This is a genomic window from Oerskovia enterophila (assembly GCF_044748475.1).
Taxonomy (GTDB): domain Bacteria; phylum Actinomycetota; class Actinomycetes; order Actinomycetales; family Cellulomonadaceae; genus Oerskovia; species Oerskovia enterophila.
Genome location: NZ_JBIVFZ010000005.1, coordinates 134,030 through 149,696 on the forward strand (window position 1 = coordinate 134,030; position 15,667 = coordinate 149,696).

Annotated in this window: 17 protein-coding genes; 6 read left to right on the top strand and 11 right to left on the bottom strand. The window is 72.6% G+C overall.

All coding sequences use genetic code 11. The annotated features are described in order from the left end of the window. Positions 1-44: 44 nt before the first annotated feature. Both ACIPWA_RS16700 and ACIPWA_RS16705 read right to left on the bottom strand, forming a co-directional pair. The gene (locus tag ACIPWA_RS16700) at positions 45-878 is read right to left on the bottom strand and encodes a CPBP family intramembrane glutamic endopeptidase (protein WP_400291698.1); all 834 of its coding nucleotides are present in this window, start codon (positions 876-878) and stop codon (positions 45-47) included. Positions 879-886: 8 nt separating this feature from the next. Next, complete coding sequence (locus ACIPWA_RS16705; protein WP_400291699.1) at positions 887-2,776, bottom strand: alkyl/aryl-sulfatase; 1,890 nt, start codon at positions 2,774-2,776, stop codon at positions 887-889. Positions 2,777-2,957: 181 nt separating this feature from the next. Between ACIPWA_RS16705 and ACIPWA_RS16710 the strand changes: the two genes are divergently transcribed. After that, positions 2,958-4,733: a SulP family inorganic anion transporter gene (locus ACIPWA_RS16710; protein ID WP_400291700.1), complete on the top strand. Its 1,776-nt coding sequence runs from the start codon at positions 2,958-2,960 to the stop codon at positions 4,731-4,733. Between the two features lie 27 nt (positions 4,734-4,760). Here the strand turns inward: ACIPWA_RS16710 and ACIPWA_RS16715 are convergent, their stop codons facing one another. Then, positions 4,761-5,444, bottom strand: a complete 684-nt coding sequence (locus ACIPWA_RS16715) for a hypothetical protein (protein WP_400291701.1) — start codon at positions 5,442-5,444, stop codon at positions 4,761-4,763. After that, positions 5,441-5,632, bottom strand: coding sequence for a hypothetical protein (locus ACIPWA_RS16720; RefSeq protein WP_068709541.1), 192 nt, complete (start codon positions 5,630-5,632; stop codon positions 5,441-5,443). The genes ACIPWA_RS16715 and ACIPWA_RS16720 overlap by 4 nt, the downstream gene beginning before the upstream one ends. 244 nt (positions 5,633-5,876) lie before the next feature. Between ACIPWA_RS16720 and ACIPWA_RS16725 the strand changes: the two genes are divergently transcribed. Beyond that, positions 5,877-6,473, top strand: a complete 597-nt coding sequence (locus ACIPWA_RS16725; protein ID WP_400291702.1) for a dihydrofolate reductase family protein — start codon at positions 5,877-5,879, stop codon at positions 6,471-6,473. A 46-nt stretch (positions 6,474-6,519) separates the two neighbouring features. On the opposite strand, the gene ACIPWA_RS16730 is transcribed toward ACIPWA_RS16725, so the two are convergent. The 3 genes from ACIPWA_RS16730 to ACIPWA_RS16740 all read right to left on the bottom strand — a co-directional run bounded on the left by ACIPWA_RS16730 (position 6,520) and on the right by ACIPWA_RS16740 (position 8,312). Next, the gene (locus tag ACIPWA_RS16730) at positions 6,520-6,735 is read right to left on the bottom strand and encodes a helix-turn-helix domain-containing protein (protein ID WP_400291703.1); all 216 of its coding nucleotides are present in this window, start codon (positions 6,733-6,735) and stop codon (positions 6,520-6,522) included. After that, positions 6,735-7,211 carry a DUF2975 domain-containing protein gene (locus ACIPWA_RS16735; protein WP_400291704.1) on the bottom strand — a complete coding sequence of 159 codons (477 nt, stop codon included), beginning with the start codon at positions 7,209-7,211 and terminating at the stop codon, positions 6,735-6,737. Before ACIPWA_RS16735 ends, ACIPWA_RS16730 begins: the two co-directional genes overlap by 1 nt. Before the next feature lie 63 nt (positions 7,212-7,274). After that, on the bottom strand, positions 7,275-8,312 hold the full coding sequence (locus tag ACIPWA_RS16740; protein WP_400291705.1) for an alcohol dehydrogenase catalytic domain-containing protein: 1,038 nt from the start codon (positions 8,310-8,312) through the stop codon (positions 7,275-7,277). 188 nt (positions 8,313-8,500) lie between these two features. On the opposite strand from ACIPWA_RS16740, the gene ACIPWA_RS16745 reads away from it, so the two are divergent. The 3 genes from ACIPWA_RS16745 to ACIPWA_RS16755 all read left to right on the top strand — a co-directional run bounded on the left by ACIPWA_RS16745 (position 8,501) and on the right by ACIPWA_RS16755 (position 10,485). Continuing rightward, positions 8,501-9,487 (top strand): helix-turn-helix transcriptional regulator, encoded by a 987-nt coding sequence (locus tag ACIPWA_RS16745; protein WP_400291706.1) that lies wholly within the window; start codon positions 8,501-8,503, stop codon positions 9,485-9,487. Beyond that, positions 9,487-9,888: a (R)-mandelonitrile lyase gene (locus tag ACIPWA_RS16750; RefSeq protein WP_400291707.1), complete on the top strand. Its 402-nt coding sequence runs from the start codon at positions 9,487-9,489 to the stop codon at positions 9,886-9,888. Before ACIPWA_RS16745 ends, ACIPWA_RS16750 begins: the two co-directional genes overlap by 1 nt. Positions 9,889-9,996: 108 nt before the next feature. Then, positions 9,997-10,485 carry a nitroreductase family deazaflavin-dependent oxidoreductase gene (locus ACIPWA_RS16755; protein WP_400291708.1) on the top strand — a complete coding sequence of 163 codons (489 nt, stop codon included), beginning with the start codon at positions 9,997-9,999 and terminating at the stop codon, positions 10,483-10,485. 111 nt (positions 10,486-10,596) lie between these two features. Here ACIPWA_RS16755 and ACIPWA_RS16760 read toward each other — a convergent pair whose 3' ends face one another. Both ACIPWA_RS16760 and ACIPWA_RS16765 read right to left on the bottom strand, forming a co-directional pair. Further along, positions 10,597-11,904, bottom strand: coding sequence for a cellulase family glycosylhydrolase (locus ACIPWA_RS16760; protein WP_400291709.1), 1,308 nt, complete (start codon positions 11,902-11,904; stop codon positions 10,597-10,599). Between the two features lie 248 nt (positions 11,905-12,152). Then, positions 12,153-12,842 carry a M23 family metallopeptidase gene (locus tag ACIPWA_RS16765; RefSeq protein ID WP_400291710.1) on the bottom strand — a complete coding sequence of 230 codons (690 nt, stop codon included), beginning with the start codon at positions 12,840-12,842 and terminating at the stop codon, positions 12,153-12,155. 109 nt (positions 12,843-12,951) lie between these two features. On the opposite strand from ACIPWA_RS16765, the gene ACIPWA_RS16770 reads away from it, so the two are divergent. After that, the gene (locus ACIPWA_RS16770; RefSeq protein WP_400291711.1) at positions 12,952-14,151 is read left to right on the top strand and encodes an MFS transporter; all 1,200 of its coding nucleotides are present in this window, start codon (positions 12,952-12,954) and stop codon (positions 14,149-14,151) included. A 74-nt stretch (positions 14,152-14,225) separates the two neighbouring features. On the opposite strand, the gene ACIPWA_RS16775 is transcribed toward ACIPWA_RS16770, so the two are convergent. Both ACIPWA_RS16775 and ACIPWA_RS16780 read right to left on the bottom strand, forming a co-directional pair. Then, positions 14,226-15,068: an alpha/beta fold hydrolase gene (locus ACIPWA_RS16775; protein ID WP_400291712.1), complete on the bottom strand. Its 843-nt coding sequence runs from the start codon at positions 15,066-15,068 to the stop codon at positions 14,226-14,228. An 80-nt stretch (positions 15,069-15,148) separates the two neighbouring features. Continuing rightward, positions 15,149-15,586: a DoxX family protein gene (locus ACIPWA_RS16780; protein ID WP_400291713.1), complete on the bottom strand. Its 438-nt coding sequence runs from the start codon at positions 15,584-15,586 to the stop codon at positions 15,149-15,151. Positions 15,587-15,667: the final 81 nt, after the last annotated feature.

A 15,667-nucleotide genomic window follows, 5' to 3' on the forward strand; every position in this document is an offset into this window, starting at 1 on the left:
TGATCAGCGGTCGGCGAGAGGGCGCGAGCCCCACCGGACGCAGCTCACGGGCGCGCCCCGACGTCGGGCACGAGCGCCGGGGTGATCGCCTCGCGGGCGGGCCGGGTGCGCTCACGGACGACGAGCACGACGAGCGTCACCCCAGCCAGGACATAGACGACCGGGACGAGGAAGTTCGCGCCCATGGCCGCACCGTTGTCGGCCGGGTGGACCCCGACCAGGAAGGACGAGAAGTCCCAGAGCGCGTGGAGGGCCATGGCCGCGATGATCGTGCCGGTCCCGCGCCGCGCCAGGTAGAGGCCGGTCCCTGCGAGGGCGGCGAAGAAGATCTGGATGACGGCGCCGGGCTCGTTCAGCAGGAGGTTGGTCAGGTGGAACCCGCCGAACCAGAGCGTCGTCCACAGGATCGCGATGCCCTCGGACCGTTCCCCCTGCCGCATCGAGCGCAGGACGACCCCACGGAACAAGGTCTCCTCGGTGAACCCGACGAGCAGGCTCGCCAGCAGGACGGCGAGCACGTGCGCGGGGGCGAACAGGCTCCACTCGAGTCCCAGGAGGTGCAGCACCGAGATGAGGACCATGACGGCCGGCAGCGTCCAGAGGAACCAGCTCGTCGGCAGGCGCCGAGCGTCCCGGAACACGTGGTCCCAGCGCGCCCAGGCGAGGAAGGCGACGAGCCAGACGGCGCCTGCCGCGAGCGGCAGGACCGCGGTGCGCAGCGTGGTGTCCGCTGTGTCGAAGAAGTGCTCGTACCCGACGCCCGAGACCTTCATCAGGCCGACGACGATCACGCAGTAGACGACGAACACGACCGCCGCGACGGGCACCGAGGGCGCGACTCGCCACCGGGGGGACGGGACTGCGACAGGTGAGGACATGGCCCGGGTCACGGGGTGACGATGGCGAAGTCCCGGTCTCCCGGGTCCAGCACGGCGGCGAGGCGACCCAGCACGGTTGCGTCACCGGTCAGCTCGATGCCCGCCTGGGCAAGCGTGTCCGGGGTGACGTTCCCGCTCGCGAGGACCGGTAGCGCACGCTTGGTCCCGGTGAGCGTGGCGTCGGCAGGGCTCTTCTGGACGGCCGTGTTGTAGCTGAGCACCCCGTTGGCGAGGCGCAGACGGTAGCGCTCGTCGACGTCGGTCAGCACGACGTCGATCGACAGGTTCTCGTCCCACGCCGCCGGCCCGTCGACCTGGATCGCGAGGGCGTCGAACAGCATCGTCGGGGAGAGCTGGGCGACCATGTCACCCGACACCGTGACGATGGGCGTCCCGAACGGGCCGTCGCGCAGCTCGGTCGTCCCCGAGAGGTAGACGCTGCGCCAGGTGCCGTTCTCCGCCCCGTACCCGAGCTGCTCGTAGGTGTCGGCGAGCAGCTCGCGTGCCCCGGCGTGGTCGGGCTCGGCGAAGACGACGTGGTTCAGGAGCTCCGCGACCCAGCGGTAGTCGCCCTCGTCGAACGCGGTCTGGGCCTTGGCGACCACGGCGTCCGCACCACCGCCGAGCTCGACGTAGCGCTTGCCCGCCTCGACCGGAGGGTGCTCCCACAGGTGCGCGGGGTTCCCGTCGTACCAGCCCATGTACCGCTGGTAGATGGCCTTGACGTTGTGGCTCACGGAGCCGTAGTAGCCATGGGTGCTCCACGCGTTCTCGAGCGCCGGGGGGAGCGTGAGGACCTCGGCGATCTCGATCCCGGTGAGCCCCTGGTTGAGCAGGCGCAAGGTCTGGTCGTGGAGGTACGCGTAGAGGTCGCGCTGGATGTTCAGGTACTCGAGGATGCGTGCGTTGCCCCACGTGGGCCAGTGGTGGGACGCGAAGACGACCTCGAGGTCGTCGCCGAAGAGCGCGATCGACTCGGTGAGGTAGTGCGCCCAGGCATGCGGGTCACGCACGACGGCGCCGCGCAGCGTCAGCAGGTTGTGCAGGTTGTGCGTCGCGTCCTCGGCCGCGCACAGCGCGCGGTGGTCGGGGAAGTAGACGAGCATCTCGGACGGCGCCTCGGTGTCGGGGGCCATCTGGAAGATCATCCGGACGCCGTCGACCGTCTTCTCCTCGCCGGTCGTGGTGATGTCCACGGTCGGGGCGATGAGGGTGATGGTTCCCGTCGACGTCGTCTGTCCCAGCCCGGCCCCGACCTGTCCCTGCGGCCCGCGCGCGAGCGCCGCCCCGTACATGTATCCCGACCTGCGCCCCATGGCCGTGCCCGCGTAGACGTTCTCCGAGACGGCGTGCTCGGTGAACCCCTCGGGAGCGAGGACCGGCACGCGCCCGGCGTCGACGTCGTCCTGGGTCGTGACCCCCTTGACACCGCCGAAGTGGTCGACGTGCGAGTGGGTGTAGATGACGCCCGTGACCGGGCGGTCCCCGCGGTGCTCGCGGTACAGCGCGAGCGCCGCGGCGGCCGTCTCCGTCGAGATGAGGGGGTCCAGCACGATCACGCCGGTCTCGCCCTCGATGAAGGTGACGTTGGACAGGTCGAAGCCACGGACCTGGTAGATGCCCTCGACGACCTCGAACAGGCCCTGCGTCGCGACGAGCTGGGACTGGCGCCACAGGCTCGGGTTGACCGTGTCCGGGGCCTCGCCCTGGAGGAAGTCGTAGGTGTCGTTGTCCCAGACGACGCGGCCGTCCTCGGCGGTCACCGCGTTCGGGGTGCGTCGGCCGAGGAGCCCGCGACTGGTGTCGTCGAAGTCCTGGGTGTCGTGGAACGGCAGGCTGTCTCGCAAGACCTGCTGCTGCCGGACGATGGCGGGGGAGGCTGGCTTGGATCGTGACATGTCTCGGAGCCTTTCAGCCGTTCACGACTTGCGCATCCGGAGCGGTGGAAGGGTCCGCCGACCGCCGTCCACCATCCGCCGCGCTGCGTTCGGCGGGCCGACGGCAGGGGCGTGTGGCACTGTCGTCGCGACGGAGGCGCACGCGCTCGTGCGCCGTGGGCGCTCGCGCGGAGGGACCGGGATGAGGGTTCGGCCGGTACGTGCGGCGAGGGCGTGGTGGGACCGCGTCCGTCCGGCCGAGGGCGGGTTCTGGCAGTCGGCCGGGGCAGGTGTCCCGGGGGCCGTCGGCGGCGTCCCGGACGGCATGGCCGCGGCCACCCTCGTCGGGGTCAACCCCATCCACGGCCTGTATGCGACCGCGGTCGGCCGGATCGCCGGGGGCCTGACGGTCGACTCCCAGCTCATGATCGTCACGACCACGAGCGCGGCCGCCCTCGCGGCCGGTTCGGCGCTCGTGGACGTGGCCCCCGAGGATCGGCTGACCTCGCTCGTACTCTTGACGACGCTCGCGGGCGCGCTCATGGTCGTCGCGGGGTTCTGCGGGCTCGGACGCCTGACCGGGTTCGTGTCGCACTCGGTCATGACGGGCTTTCTCACGGGAGTCTCGGTCAACATCCTGCTGGGCCAGCTCGACGCTCTCACCGGGACACGGCCCGAGGGGTCGCTCGCGATCGTGCAGGCGTGGCAGGTACTGCGGTCCCCCGGGACGTGGGACGTCCCGACGGTGGTCGTCGGCGTCGGGTCGGTGCTCCTCCTGGTGCTCCTCGCCCGGACCCGGCTCGCGCCCTTCGCCGCGGTGGTCGCGCTCGTGGTCGCCTCGGTCGGGGTGTGGCTCCTGCACGCCGGGTCCGTGGAGCTCGTGAGCGACTCGGGGGCGATCCCGGTCGGGCTGCCCGTCCCTGCTCTTCCCGAGCTCGGAACCTTCACGCTCGACGTCGCCGTGGGGGCGTTCGCGGTCGCGGCGATCGTACTCGTGCAGGGGGCGGGGGTCGCGGAGTCCGTGCCGAACCCGGGCGGGCGGCGTGCCAGCCCGGACCGGAACTTCATCGGCCAGGGGGTCGCGAACCTCGCGGTCGGCTTCATGCGGGGTATCCCCGTCGGCGGTTCGGTGGGCCAGACGGCGGTCAGCACGTCCGCCGGGGCGCGGGACCGCTGGGCCGGGATCATGTCGGGCGTCTGGGTCCTGGTCGTGCTCGTCGCACTGTCCGGACCCGTGGGGGCCATCCCGACGGCGACCCTCGCCGCGGTCCTCGCGGTCGCGTCGGTCGGCTCGATCCGTCTGTCGGCGATGGCGACGGCCTGGCATACGGGGGGCCAGTCCCAGGTCGCCATGGCGACCACGTTCCTCGCAACGCTGCTGCTCCCGGTGGCCGCCGCCGTCGGGATCGGTGCGGCCCTGTCGATCCTGCTGCAGGCCAACCGCGAGTCGCAGGACCTGCGCATCGTCCGGCTCGTCCCCCTCGACGGAGGCCACTACCGCGAGGAGCCCGTCCCTCGCCGGCTGCAGGCTGGCACCGTGACCGTGCTCGACGTCTACGGGAGCCTGTTCTACGCGGGGGCCCGGTCGCTCGACGCCGCGCTGCCCGAGCCGGGGAGTGCGCGCGACACCGTGGTCGTGCTGCGGCTGCGCGGCCGGGCGAGCCTCGGGGCCACGGCGTTCACGGTGCTCGCTCACTACGCCGACCGGCTCGGTGAGCACGGCGGGCGGCTGTACGTGAGCGGCGTCGACGCGGCTCTCGCGGCGAAGTTCCGGACCGTGATCGACGTGCGGCTGCACGAACGCATCGAGGTCTTCCCGGCTCGCGCGGTCCTCGGGGAGTCCACGGCCGACGCCATGCGTCACGCGGAGGCCTGGCTGGTGCGCGGGGTCGAGACGGCCCCGGTCCCCGTCGTCCGGCCAGACGGCCCGGTCAAGCGGTGGTGGTCGCGGGTACGCGGGGCGCTGCGCCGGGGATGACGACCACCGGCGCAGTGCCCCGCGGACTCAGCCGATGGGCCAGGTGACCGGGGTCAGTCCCGCGTCCAGCATCGCGGGCGAGTACCACTGCACGGCGGTGGGGGCGGGGTTGCCCGCGGTGACGAAGAACCAGGTGCAGGTCTCCATGGAGGCGCCGGCCCCGAAGTTCTCGACCTCGTAGGCCGTGCCGCACTCGGCGTTCCCTGCGCTGAAGTTGGAGATGTCGTCCGTGACGTTCTCGTCGCCCGCGAGGAGAGCGAACGAGTTGAAGTTCGGCATGGTGAACACGGGACCGTTGACGTACGAGAGCTTGTACGACAGGTAGTAGAGCGTGGCGCCCTCGACGAGAGCGAGCGACGACTCGTCGAGGTTCAGGTCCTCGACCTTGCCCTCGGTCAGGGAGGTGAGCTCGACCTGGGCGACGGCCGGGTCCTCGTTGCCCTTGCCGTCGTAGACGAGGCTCGTCGCCGGGGTGGTGAACGTGGCCTGCGGTCCCTGGCTGACGGCCGACGCGTCGAACGGGACGGCCTCCGTGCTCCCCACGGCGAGGCCGTGCTCGGACCCTGCGAGCACGCCGCTCGGAGCGGACGGCGTGGGGGTCGGGGAGGCCTCGTCCGCCCCGCCCGAGCAGGCGGACAGCGTGAGGACGAGGGCGATCGGGGCGGCGAGAAGGACCGTAGCGCGGCGGCGCGGACCCGTGCGGCCCGTCACTGGCGGCGCTGGCGTCGGCCGCCGACGATGGTCAGGACGATCAGGCCCACCCCGACGACCACGGCGAGGATCCCCGTCACGAGGAAGCCCCCCGAGTCGGAGCCGGCCTGCGAGACGAGGATCAGGAGGATCCCGACGATCGTCAGAAGGATCATGTGTCGGGTGTACCGGGCAAGCTGGGTGATCATGGACCGCGCCTCGTGTCTCGGGGGGAGGTGAACTGCGAGACTGTAGCACCGGCGGCATTGCTCGCGGTAGCGACTGGACGCCATGACTGTTGCTGTCGGAAGAGCGTCGGCTCGCCCCTCCTGCTGGTCGAGATGTCCGGTTCTCGGTACGGCCGCCGCGCCGTCTGCGGATGGGGACCGATGAGTTCTCGATCCGACGGCCGTCTACCGTGCGACACCAGTCCCACCGCAGGAGGATCGCACCATGGCTCAGGACCCGCGCACCGTCGTCGGCAACATCTCCGTGTCGCTCGACGGGCGCATCAACGGGCCCGGCGGGGCGAACGACATGGGATGGGTGGCCCCGCACGCCGTGAGCGACGCTGCGTTCGGCCTCCTGGAGGACCTGATGCGGACCAGCACCACGGTCCTGCTCGGCCGCAAGAACTACGAGGGGTTCCGCTCCTACTGGCCCGCGGTCGCGGGCGACGAGTCCGCGGACCCGCGCAGCCGGGAGTTCTCGCGCTGGCTGGACGACGTCGAGAAGATCGTCTTCTCGCGCACGCTCACCGAGGCCGAGTGGTCGGGGGCGCGCGTGACCGCGCAGAGCCCGCCCGACGTCGTCGCGCACCTTCAGGAGCAGACCGGCGGTGACGTGTGGGTCATGTCGAGCGCATCGATCCTGCGGCAGCTCGTCGTCGCGGGGCGGCTCGACCGCCTGAGCCTCATGCTGTGCCCCGAGATCTCGGGCGGGGGAGAGCGGCTGTTCGACGACGGCCTGCCGGCCTCGAGCTGGCGCCTGACGGCTTCCGAGCCGACGGAGACGGGCGCGCTGCGCCTGACCTACGACGTGGCGCGGTGAGCCGGGCGCGTCGCTGAGCCAGCGGGTGGGCCCGGCGCCGTCGGGCCTAGTCCGCGGGGTCCGGCTCCCAGCGCAGGACGTCCCCCGGCTGGCAGTCCAGCACCCGGCAGATCGCGTCGAGGGTCGTGAAGCGGACGGCCTTGGCCCTGTTGTTCTTCAGGACCGCGACGTTCGCGGGCGAGATGCCGACCGCGTCTGCGAAGTCGCCCACCGACATCTTGCGCCGGGCGAGCATGACGTCGAGGTCGACGACGATGGGCATCAGATGACCTCGGCGAGCTCGTGGCGATCGGCGATCGCGGCGCTCAGCAGGCCTCGCATCACGACCATCAGGAGTGCGACGGCCGTGCCGACCAGGACGCACGCGGTGAGACCGAGGACCATGCCCGGACCCCCGACCTGCTCGACCAGAGCCAGGTGGACCCAGACGGCGGCCGACAGGACCGTCGCGACCGCTGCGCCGACCGTGATCGTGTCGACCCACTTCAGGGACGCGACGTCGAAGATCTGGTCGCCGCTGATCATCGACAGCAGCCTCCACACCGCGACGAGCGCCACCTGGACGCAGACGATCGCGAGGATCGCCGCCACGGAGTAGGGGACGACCAGGTGGGCGACCTCCGGGTACGGGGCGCTCAGCTCGCCGGCCAGGACGGGGATCAGGCCCTGGGCCAGGAGCGTGCCCAGGCCCAGGGCGAACAGGGTCAAGCGCAGGAACATCGCCAACGTCTCGTTCATCTATCGATGATCGATGGATATCGAGCGTCAGTCAAGAGATGAATGTCGTGCCGGACCAGTGGCTCACGGCCGCACGATCACCTTGAGGGCCTCGCGCGAGTCCATGAGGCGGTAGGCCTCGGCGACGTCGTCGAGCGAGACCTCGGCGTCGAACACCTGCCCGGGGTCGATCTCGCCCGCGAGGACCTGGGGGATCGCCGCCTCGATGTACGCGCGCACGGGGGCGGGACCGCCGGTCAGCGTCGCGTTCTTGCCGAACAGCGACCCGAAGCCCACGGGCGCCTCCTCGTACTGGGGGACACCGACGCGCGACACCACACCGCCCGGGCGCACCACGCCGTGGGCCTGCTCGTACGCGGGCATGTGCCCGACGGCCTCGAGCACCACGTGCGAGCCCTCGCCGCCGGTCAGCTCGAGGACCTTCGCGATGCCCTCGGCGCCGCGCTCGGCCACGACGTCGGTCGCGCCGAAGCGCCGGCCCAGGTCGGTGCGCGCGGTGTGCCGACCCATGAGGACGATCCTGTCCGCGCCGAGCTGCTTCGAGGCCAGCACCGCGGACAGCCCGACCGCACCGTCGCCGACGACCGTGACGGTCTTCCCCGGACCCACCCGGCCCTGGTGCGCCGCGTGGTACCCCGTGAGGTAGACGTCCGAGAGCGTGAGCAGCGACGGCAGGAGCGCCGGGTCGACGTCGGACGGGATCTTCACGAGCGTTCCCTGCGCCTGGGGCACGCGGACCTTCTCGGCCTGCGCCCCGCCCACACCCCCGGCGGCGTAGAACCCGCCGTGCACGCACGAGGTGTGGACTCCCTCGCGGCAGAAGACGCACGTGTTGTCGGAGTACGCGAAGGGGGAGATGACCAGGTCGCCCTCGGCCAGGTCGGTCACGGCGTCGCCGACCTGCTCGACGACGCCGATGAACTCGTGCCCCATGGGGACGCCCTCGGCGCTCGCGGGCATCGAGTGGTAGGGATGCAGGTCGGACCCGCACACGCAGGCCAGGGTGACCCGGACGATCGCGTCGGTCGGTGCCTGCAGGGTCGGGTCGGGGACCTCCTCGACCCGGACGTCGCCTGCGCCGTGCATGAACGTTGCTCGCATGAAGTGGTCGTGCCTCTCGATGGGGGTTCGGTGCTCCCCACGCTAGGGGCCGTCGCCAGGACGTGGCAGGCCCTGTCGGTACCCGGCTCACGATGGCCTGGCCGCGCCGTGCCGTGCCGCGGTCGGGCCCCGACCCGGGTACCACCAGTACCTCCCCGCGACCGGACCCTGGTCGTACCGTCGTAGGCATGGACCTGAAGGCGGAGACCCGCGACTTCCTCACGACGCGCCGCGCCCGGATCACCCCGGACCGCGCCGGTCTGCCCGCGTACGGCACCAACCGTCGGGTCCCTGGCCTGCGTCGCGAGGAGGTCGCGATGCTCGCCGGGGTGAGCGTCGACTACTACACGCGGCTCGAGCGCGGGAGCCTCAACGGAGTGTCCGAGGAGGTGCTCGAGGCCCTGGCCCAGGCGCTCCAGCTCGACGAGGCCGAGCACCGCCACCTGTTCGACCTGGCGCGGGCGGCCAACGCGTCGGGCGCCGCGCGGTCGCGCGCCCGCCGGGCTCCGGCGCCGGTCCTGCGGCCGGCCGTCCAGCGGATCCTCGACGCGATGGACGGCGCACCGGCGTTCGTGCGCAACGGTCGGCTCGACGTGCTGGGCACGAACACCCTGGGCCGTGCCCTCTACGCGCCGATCTACGACTCGCCCGAGCGGATCGCGAACAAGCCCGTCAACACGGCCCGGTTCCAGTTCCTCGACCCGGACGCCGCACGCGAGTTCTGGGGCGACCGGTACGACCGGATCGCGCACGACGCGGTCGCGATCCTGCGGGCCGAGGCCGGGAAGAACCCGTTCGACTCGGCGCTCACCGCGCTGGTCGGGGAGCTGTCGACCCGCAGCGAGGACTTCCGTCGGCTCTGGGCGTCGCACGACGTGCGGCTCCACCGGACGGGGACCAAGGTCTTCCACCACCCGGCGGTGGGCAGGCTCGAGCTCGACTACGAGGCGTTGGAGCTGCCCGCGGACGCCGGCCTGCAGCTCAACGTCTACACCGCGGTACCCGGGTCGTCGTCCGACGACGGGCTCAAGCTCCTCGCCTCGTGGGCCGCCACGCGCGCCACGGAGGCCGACGGCGCGGCCGCCGAAGGCCACGGGGTGCAGGCCGGTGCTCCCGCCGGGAGCCCCGGGCCGACAGGACGCCCGACCACCATCTCCACCGAGAAGGACCTCTGATGCAGAAGCTGACCAAGCCCGCGACCACCAAGAACCCGCCCGAGCAGTTCACGGGCGACGTGTGGCTCGACCCGATCGCCCTGCCGCAGGACCCCTCGCAGCGCATGGTCGTCGCGCTCGTGCGCTTCGCGCCGGGGGCACGGACCGCCTGGCACTCGCACGCCAAGGGGCAGACGCTGCACGTGGTGTCGGGCGTGGCGCTCGTCCAGTCCCGCGGGGAGTCCGTGGTCGAGGTGCATCCCGGCGAGACGGTCTACTGCCCGCCGGGCGAGGAGCACTGGCACGGCGCGACCGCGGACGACTTCATGGAGCACCTCGCGATGCTCGAGAACGCCGACGACCCCACGACCACCACGACGTGGCTCGAGCACGTGACCGATGAGGAGTACGCGGCGCGCTGACGGGCCCGACGCCTGGCGCCCGTCGATCTCGCCCCTCGCCTCGCACCCGGCCGCTCGATCGGCCACCCCGGACGCGCACCCCGGAGCCGTCCCCGCCATCATGGGGGCATGACCTCCCCGCTGCAGGTCGTCCGGTCGCTCGTCGCCCCGCTCACGCGCACGCGCGCGTTCCGCAGGATCGGGCCGGTCGTGCTGCCGCCGGCCGAACGCTTCCTCGCGCGTATCTCGGGAGGTCGGGTGCAGCTCAGTGCGATCCTCGTGCCCTCGCTCGTCCTGCACACGACGGGCGCGCGGTCGGGCGAGCCGCGCAGCACGTACCTCATGTACACGCCCGACGGCCATGGCCGCGCGATCGTGGCAGGGACGTCGTTCGCGCGGGACCGGCACCCGGCCTGGACGTACAACCTGCTGGCGCACCCCGACGCCGTGATCACGGTGCGCGGCCGGGACATGAGGGTGCGGGCGTCGCTCGTCGAGGACGACGGCGAGCGTGAGGCCGCGTGGGACCTCATCCAGGCGCAGTGGCCGGGGTACCGCGCGTACGAGCGCGAGTCGGGCCGGGTGGTCCGCCTGTTCAGGCTCCAGCCGCTGGCGTGAACCTCGGTCGCTCCCGGCCGCGCCGAACACGCGACCCAGGCTGCGCCGTCGGGCATGCAGCCCCGGCGCGTCCCGCCGGGCGCTCCCCGCGAGGAGCGCCCGGCAGTCCCGTCAGGACCCCGCGCAGGTCACGCCCGTGCCCGACGGCGCGGCACCCGTCCCGATGAACCCGAACGTCGCCGCCCCGCCCGCCGCGAGCGTCCCGTTCCAGGCCGCGGGGGTCACGACGACGCCGTCGGGCGTGGAGGTGCGGACCCCGCCCCAGAGTTGGGTCACCGAGGCCCCCGCCGGGAGCGGGACGCCGACCGACCAGCCGTCGACCGGCGCGGACCCCGCCGTGACCGTGACCTCGCCCTGCCACCCTCCGGGCCACGAGCCCACGACGCGCAGCGCCGCGGTGCAGTCCTCGGGCCCTTCGGTGGGCTGCTCGGTCGGCTCCTCCGTGGGTTCCTCGGTGGGCTCGACCGTGCCGCCGAACCACGACGCCTCGACCGCGGTGTCCCGCAGGCCGTCGGGCCCGTCGACGATGCGCGTGCCCCACGCGCTCGGGTTCGCCGGGTCGAAGCCCAGGACCATGTCGAGGTACGGGTCGGTGTTGCCGCTCCACGACCAGGCGAGCCACCCGAGGTCGAGGCGCTCGGCCTCGGCCAGCACGACGTCCTCGTCGACGTCGGACGACGTCTGGCGCCAGCCGAACTCGCCGACGATCAGGGGCAGGCCTGCGTCGACGAAGTGCTCGAGGTACTGCGTGACGGTCGAGGCCTGCGCGTACACGCCGTACATGTGGATCGAGAAGATCGTGTTGGCGTCGGGGTCGGACGCGAAGACCTCGTCGGCCTCGGCCCGCATGATGTTCGTCCAGTCCTGCCCCCAGTTCGGGGCGTCGACGACGATCGCGTGCTCGTACCCGATGTCTCGCAGGCGCCCGATCGCCGCGGACGTCTCCGCACCCCAGCGCGTGTTGGTCGCGGCGTCGTTGCCGAACGGCTCGTTGCCGATGTTGACCATGACGAAGTCCTCGGTCCCCGCGAGCGTGGGATACAGGTCCTCCCAGTAGTCGACGGCCTGGTCGAGCGTGCCCGCCGCGGGCGCGTACTGGTCGCCGTAGCCCGTGGTGTCGTGGACCTCGAGGACGCACACGAGCCGGTTCTCCTCGCAGAGGTCGACGATGTGCGCGACGTCCTCGGGGGTGTTCCGCGTCCACTGGTCGCCGCTCGAGAGCACGACGCGCACCGAGTTCGCGCCCGCGTCCTTGATGGCCTCGATCGACGAGGTCTGGCCCGTGAACCAGGTGTGCGCGTGGTTGACGCCGCGCAGCACCAGGTCGGTGCCGTCGCCCTCGACGATCCGGCCGTCGGCGACGTGGATGCCCGGGGTCTCGGCGGCGTGGGCCGTGCGCGCGGCGGCTCCGACGCCCACCGCCGCGAGGGTCGCGAGCAGCGCGGCCGTCGTGAGGCCCGCGACGACGGGCGAGGCGCCCGGGGGCGGCGTCGGGTGGGAGGGGGGTGCGGCTCATCGGACGTCCTCGTCTCTGGCGGCGTCGTCCGCACGGTCGTGCGGACCCGGCCCATAGTGAGGAGCACGGGGCGTCGGTGGCCAGGGGGTGAAGCGTTTAGCCCCGCTGCGCTCGTGCCCCGGGTGAGCCGGTGCCGGGCGGCCCGTGCCCGTCAGGCCTCGGCGAGGGGCAGGGGTTCGACGACGGAGCGTTCGCCGGGCAGTCCTGTCGCCCGGTCGAGGGGCTCGCCCCGGCCGCGGAGCCACTCGCGGAAGTCGCGGAACGCGACCGGGACCCCCTGGGCGACCGTGAGGTCCAGGCTGTCGGCGACCTGCACGTGGACGTGCGGCTGGGTCGAGTTCCCGGAGTTGCCGCACTCGGCGAGCTGTTGCCGCACGTGCACCTCGTCGCCGACCCCGACCTGCACGGTCCCGCGCCGCAGGTGCACGAGCGACACGAACGTCCGGGCACCGGGGAGCGCGATCGTCACGTGGTTCCCCGCCACGGCGTGCACGCCCTCGCGCAGGCGTCCGGCGGCCCCGAGCGCGTAGGGCACGAGGGCGGGCTGGGAGCGACGGGCCTCGTGGTCGTGCTCGCCGTCGTGCACCTGGACCACGACACCGCCCGCAGGCGCGAGGATCGGGCGCCCGAACGCGACGAAGCGCTCGGGCGGCTCGGTCGCGAGGAGCGTGCGCCAGTCGCGCACCGCGGCCGTGCGGTGCCGCTCGTCGACGCCCACGAAGTCGATCGCGTACCGCTCGCCCAGGATGTCGACCCCGTGGCTCGGGACGCGCCGGGCGGGGCTGTTCTGCACGAGCCAGCGGTCGCGGAAGGGCAGGTCGAGCGTCACGGTCTCGACCATCCGTGCCTCCCGTCCCCTCGGGTCCTCCTCCTCACCCTAGGTGCGGCCCCGCGTGCCCGTCCCTGCGGCGCGTCGCGAGGAGGGCGACGCGCCGTGCCAAGATGCCTGGGTGACCGATCCTGCGCCGAACGCCTCCCCGGGCTGGCGTCCGGGGACCGTGCGGGACGCCGCCGGGGGGATCCTCGCGCTCATGCTCGCGACCTTCCTCGCCGTGACGACCGAGCTGCTCCCGGTGGGCCTGCTGCCGCTCATGAGCGACGAGCTGGACGTCACGGAGTCGACCGCGGGGCTGCTCGTGACGGTCTACGCCTTCATGGTCGCCGCGCTCGCGGTGCCGCTGACGCTCGCGACCGTGCGCCTCCCGCGCAAGGGCCTGCTGCTCGGGACGCTCGTCGCGTACACCGTGAGCAACGCCCTGGTCGCGGTGGCGCCGACGTTCGCCGTCGTCGCGGCCGGGCGGGCCGTGGGCGGGATCGCGCACGCGCTGTTCTTCTCGGTGAGCATCGGGTACGGCGCGCGGCTCGTGCAGCCGCTGTTCACGGGCCGTGCGCTCGCGCTCGTGACCGCCGGGGCGTCGGCGGGCTTCGTCTTCGGCGTGCCTCTGTCGACCTCGTTGGGTGCAGCCGTGGGCTGGCGGACCGCGTTCGCGGTGCTCGCCGGGGTCTGCGCGCTCACCACGGTGCTGGTCGCGCTGCTCCTGCCGGCCGTCGCGGGCGGAGGGGGCGCGCGGCGAGACGATCACGGGCAGGCTGCCCGACGTTCGCGCCTGGCCGTGGTCTCGACCGCGAACGCGCTCGTCTACCTGGGCCAGTTCTCGGTGTACACCTACGTGTCGGTCCTGCTCCTGGCCGCCGGGCTCTCGGTCGCGGGTGTGGGACCGGTGCTGCTCGGGCTCGGGGCGCTGGGCCTGGTCGGGACCTGGTACGCGGGGGTCTCGCTCGACCGCCGGCCGCGCCGGACGGTCCTCACGGTCCTGGTGACGCTGACGCTGGGCCTGTGCGCGCTGGGCCTGGCGTTCCCCGCCCTCGCCCCCGTGCTCGTGGCCGCGGCCGTGTGGGGCGCGGGGTTCGGCGGCGTGGCGTCGATCTTCCAGACGGCTGCGATCCGTACGCGCGGGGCGTCGCCCGACGTCGTGGGGGCGCTCGTGAACTCGACGGCGAACATCGGGATCGGCGGGGGAGCGGCCCTGGGCGGTGCCGTGCTCGCGGGGTACGGGGTCGGCTGGCTGCCCTTCGTGGGGGCGGCCCTGGTGCTCGTGGGGCTCGTCGTCGTGGTGGTCGCGCGCAAGGCGTTCCCTTCGACCGTGTAGCCCCGTGGTCGCCCACCCCGCACGCCGACGCGGCGTACCGGACCAGGGGCCCGGTGCGCCGCGCGGGGCGTGCGCTACTTCTGGACGAACGCGAGCAGTGCCCGGTTGACGTCCTCGGCGTGGGTCCACAGGAGCCCGTGCGGTGCGCCGTCGACCTCGACGTAGTCGGCCTCGGGGAAGGCCGCGTGGAACGGACGGCCCGTCGAGTCGATCGGCAGGATGCGGTCGGCCGTGCCGTGCAGGATGAGCGCGGGCTTGCCGCTCGCCCGGACGGCCGCGACGTCGTCGCGGAAGTCCTCGATCCAGGTGGGCACGACGGCGTAGGCGGCGACGGGGGCCGAGCCGGTCGCGGTGTTCCAGCTCGCCGTGACGACCTCCTGGGAGATGCGCTCGCCGAGGTTCTCGTCGAGGTTGTAGAAGTCGTTGTAGAACTGCGTGAACCAGGCGAAGCGGTCGGCGCGGGCCGTCTCGGCGATCCCGTCGAACACCTCCTGCGGGACGCCCGTGGGGTTGTCGTCGCGCTGGACGAGGAAGGGCTCGAGCGAGGCGAGGAACGCGAGCTTGGCGACGCGGTCGTGGCCGTGGTTCGTGACGTAGCGGGCGAGCTCGCCCGTGCCCATGGAGAAGCCGACGAGGATCACGTCGCGCAGGTCGAGGGTCTCGAGGACGGCGTCGAGGTCGGCCGCGAACGTGTCGTAGTCGTACCCGGTCCCGACCTTGCTGGACCGGCCGAACCCTCGGCGGTCATAGGTGATGACGCGGTACCCGGCGTCGAGCAGGACGCGGGACTGGCGCTCCCAGCTGTTCCCGTCGAGCGGGTAGCCGTGGACGAGGACGACGGCCTGCCCCGTCCCGTGGTCCTCGTAGTAGAGCTCGACGGGTGTGCTGTTCTCGGTGCCGGAGGTGATCGTGCCCATGATGCGTCCTTTCGTTCGAGAGGGGGGTCGAGGGGTTTCTGGGGTGCCGGTGCGGTGCGGGGCCCGCCGGGTCGGGCGGGTCAGTCGCGCGGGCGACGCAGCGCGCTGAACGCGCCCGTCGACCAGAGCGCCCACGCGACGAGCACGGGCTGGAAGAACAGGCGGCCGAACCGCTTGGCGTCCGTGTCGAGCCCGAACCCGTCCTTGTGCTCGAGCCACTGCCCGATGTTCCCGGGGAAGATCACGACGAAGAACGCCGCCGCGACGAGCCCGACCGCGACCCGTCGGCGCGAGAGCACGACGAGCGACGAACCGAGCGCGATCTCGACGGCCCCCGACGCGAGGACCGTCACGTCCTCGTTCACGGGGAACCAGTCGGGGACCTGGGCCTGGAACTCCTCGCGCGAGAACGTCAGGTGCCCGATCCCGGCGAAGACCAGGCTCAGCCCGAGCGCGATGCGCCCGATGCGTCGAGCCAGGGTGTCGGGCGGCGGGTCGGCGGTCAGCAGGTTCGTCATGCGGCCATGGTCCTCGCGGTCGCCGCTGCTGGCATCTGGGGGACGCAGAGTGCCCGACGGCGGCACTCACCCGGGCGGCCG

Excerpts from the sequence above, each read along its gene's own strand:
- ACIPWA_RS16725 (WP_400291702.1), top strand. The coding sequence starts at position 5,877 with ATGGCTCAGGACCCGCGCACCGTCGTCGGCAACATCTCCGTGTCGCTC.
- ACIPWA_RS16740 (WP_400291705.1), bottom strand. The coding sequence starts at position 8,312 with ATGCGAGCAACGTTCATGCACGGCGCAGGCGACGTCCGGGTCGAGGAG.
- ACIPWA_RS16720 (WP_068709541.1), bottom strand. The coding sequence starts at position 5,632 with ATGATCACCCAGCTTGCCCGGTACACCCGACACATGATCCTTCTGACG.
- ACIPWA_RS16705 (WP_400291699.1), bottom strand. The coding sequence starts at position 2,776 with ATGTCACGATCCAAGCCAGCCTCCCCCGCCATCGTCCGGCAGCAGCAG.
- ACIPWA_RS16735 (WP_400291704.1), bottom strand. The coding sequence starts at position 7,211 with ATGAACGAGACGTTGGCGATGTTCCTGCGCTTGACCCTGTTCGCCCTG.
- ACIPWA_RS16700 (WP_400291698.1), bottom strand. The coding sequence starts at position 878 with ATGTCCTCACCTGTCGCAGTCCCGTCCCCCCGGTGGCGAGTCGCGCCC.
- ACIPWA_RS16745 (WP_400291706.1), top strand. The coding sequence starts at position 8,501 with ATGGACCTGAAGGCGGAGACCCGCGACTTCCTCACGACGCGCCGCGCC.
- ACIPWA_RS16755 (WP_400291708.1), top strand. The coding sequence starts at position 9,997 with ATGACCTCCCCGCTGCAGGTCGTCCGGTCGCTCGTCGCCCCGCTCACG.
- ACIPWA_RS16750 (WP_400291707.1), top strand. The coding sequence starts at position 9,487 with ATGCAGAAGCTGACCAAGCCCGCGACCACCAAGAACCCGCCCGAGCAG.
- ACIPWA_RS16710 (WP_400291700.1), top strand. The coding sequence starts at position 2,958 with ATGAGGGTTCGGCCGGTACGTGCGGCGAGGGCGTGGTGGGACCGCGTC.
- ACIPWA_RS16780 (WP_400291713.1), bottom strand. The coding sequence starts at position 15,586 with ATGACGAACCTGCTGACCGCCGACCCGCCGCCCGACACCCTGGCTCGA.
- ACIPWA_RS16775 (WP_400291712.1), bottom strand. The coding sequence starts at position 15,068 with ATGGGCACGATCACCTCCGGCACCGAGAACAGCACACCCGTCGAGCTC.
- ACIPWA_RS16765 (WP_400291710.1), bottom strand. The coding sequence starts at position 12,842 with ATGGTCGAGACCGTGACGCTCGACCTGCCCTTCCGCGACCGCTGGCTC.
- ACIPWA_RS16730 (WP_400291703.1), bottom strand. The coding sequence starts at position 6,735 with ATGCCCATCGTCGTCGACCTCGACGTCATGCTCGCCCGGCGCAAGATG.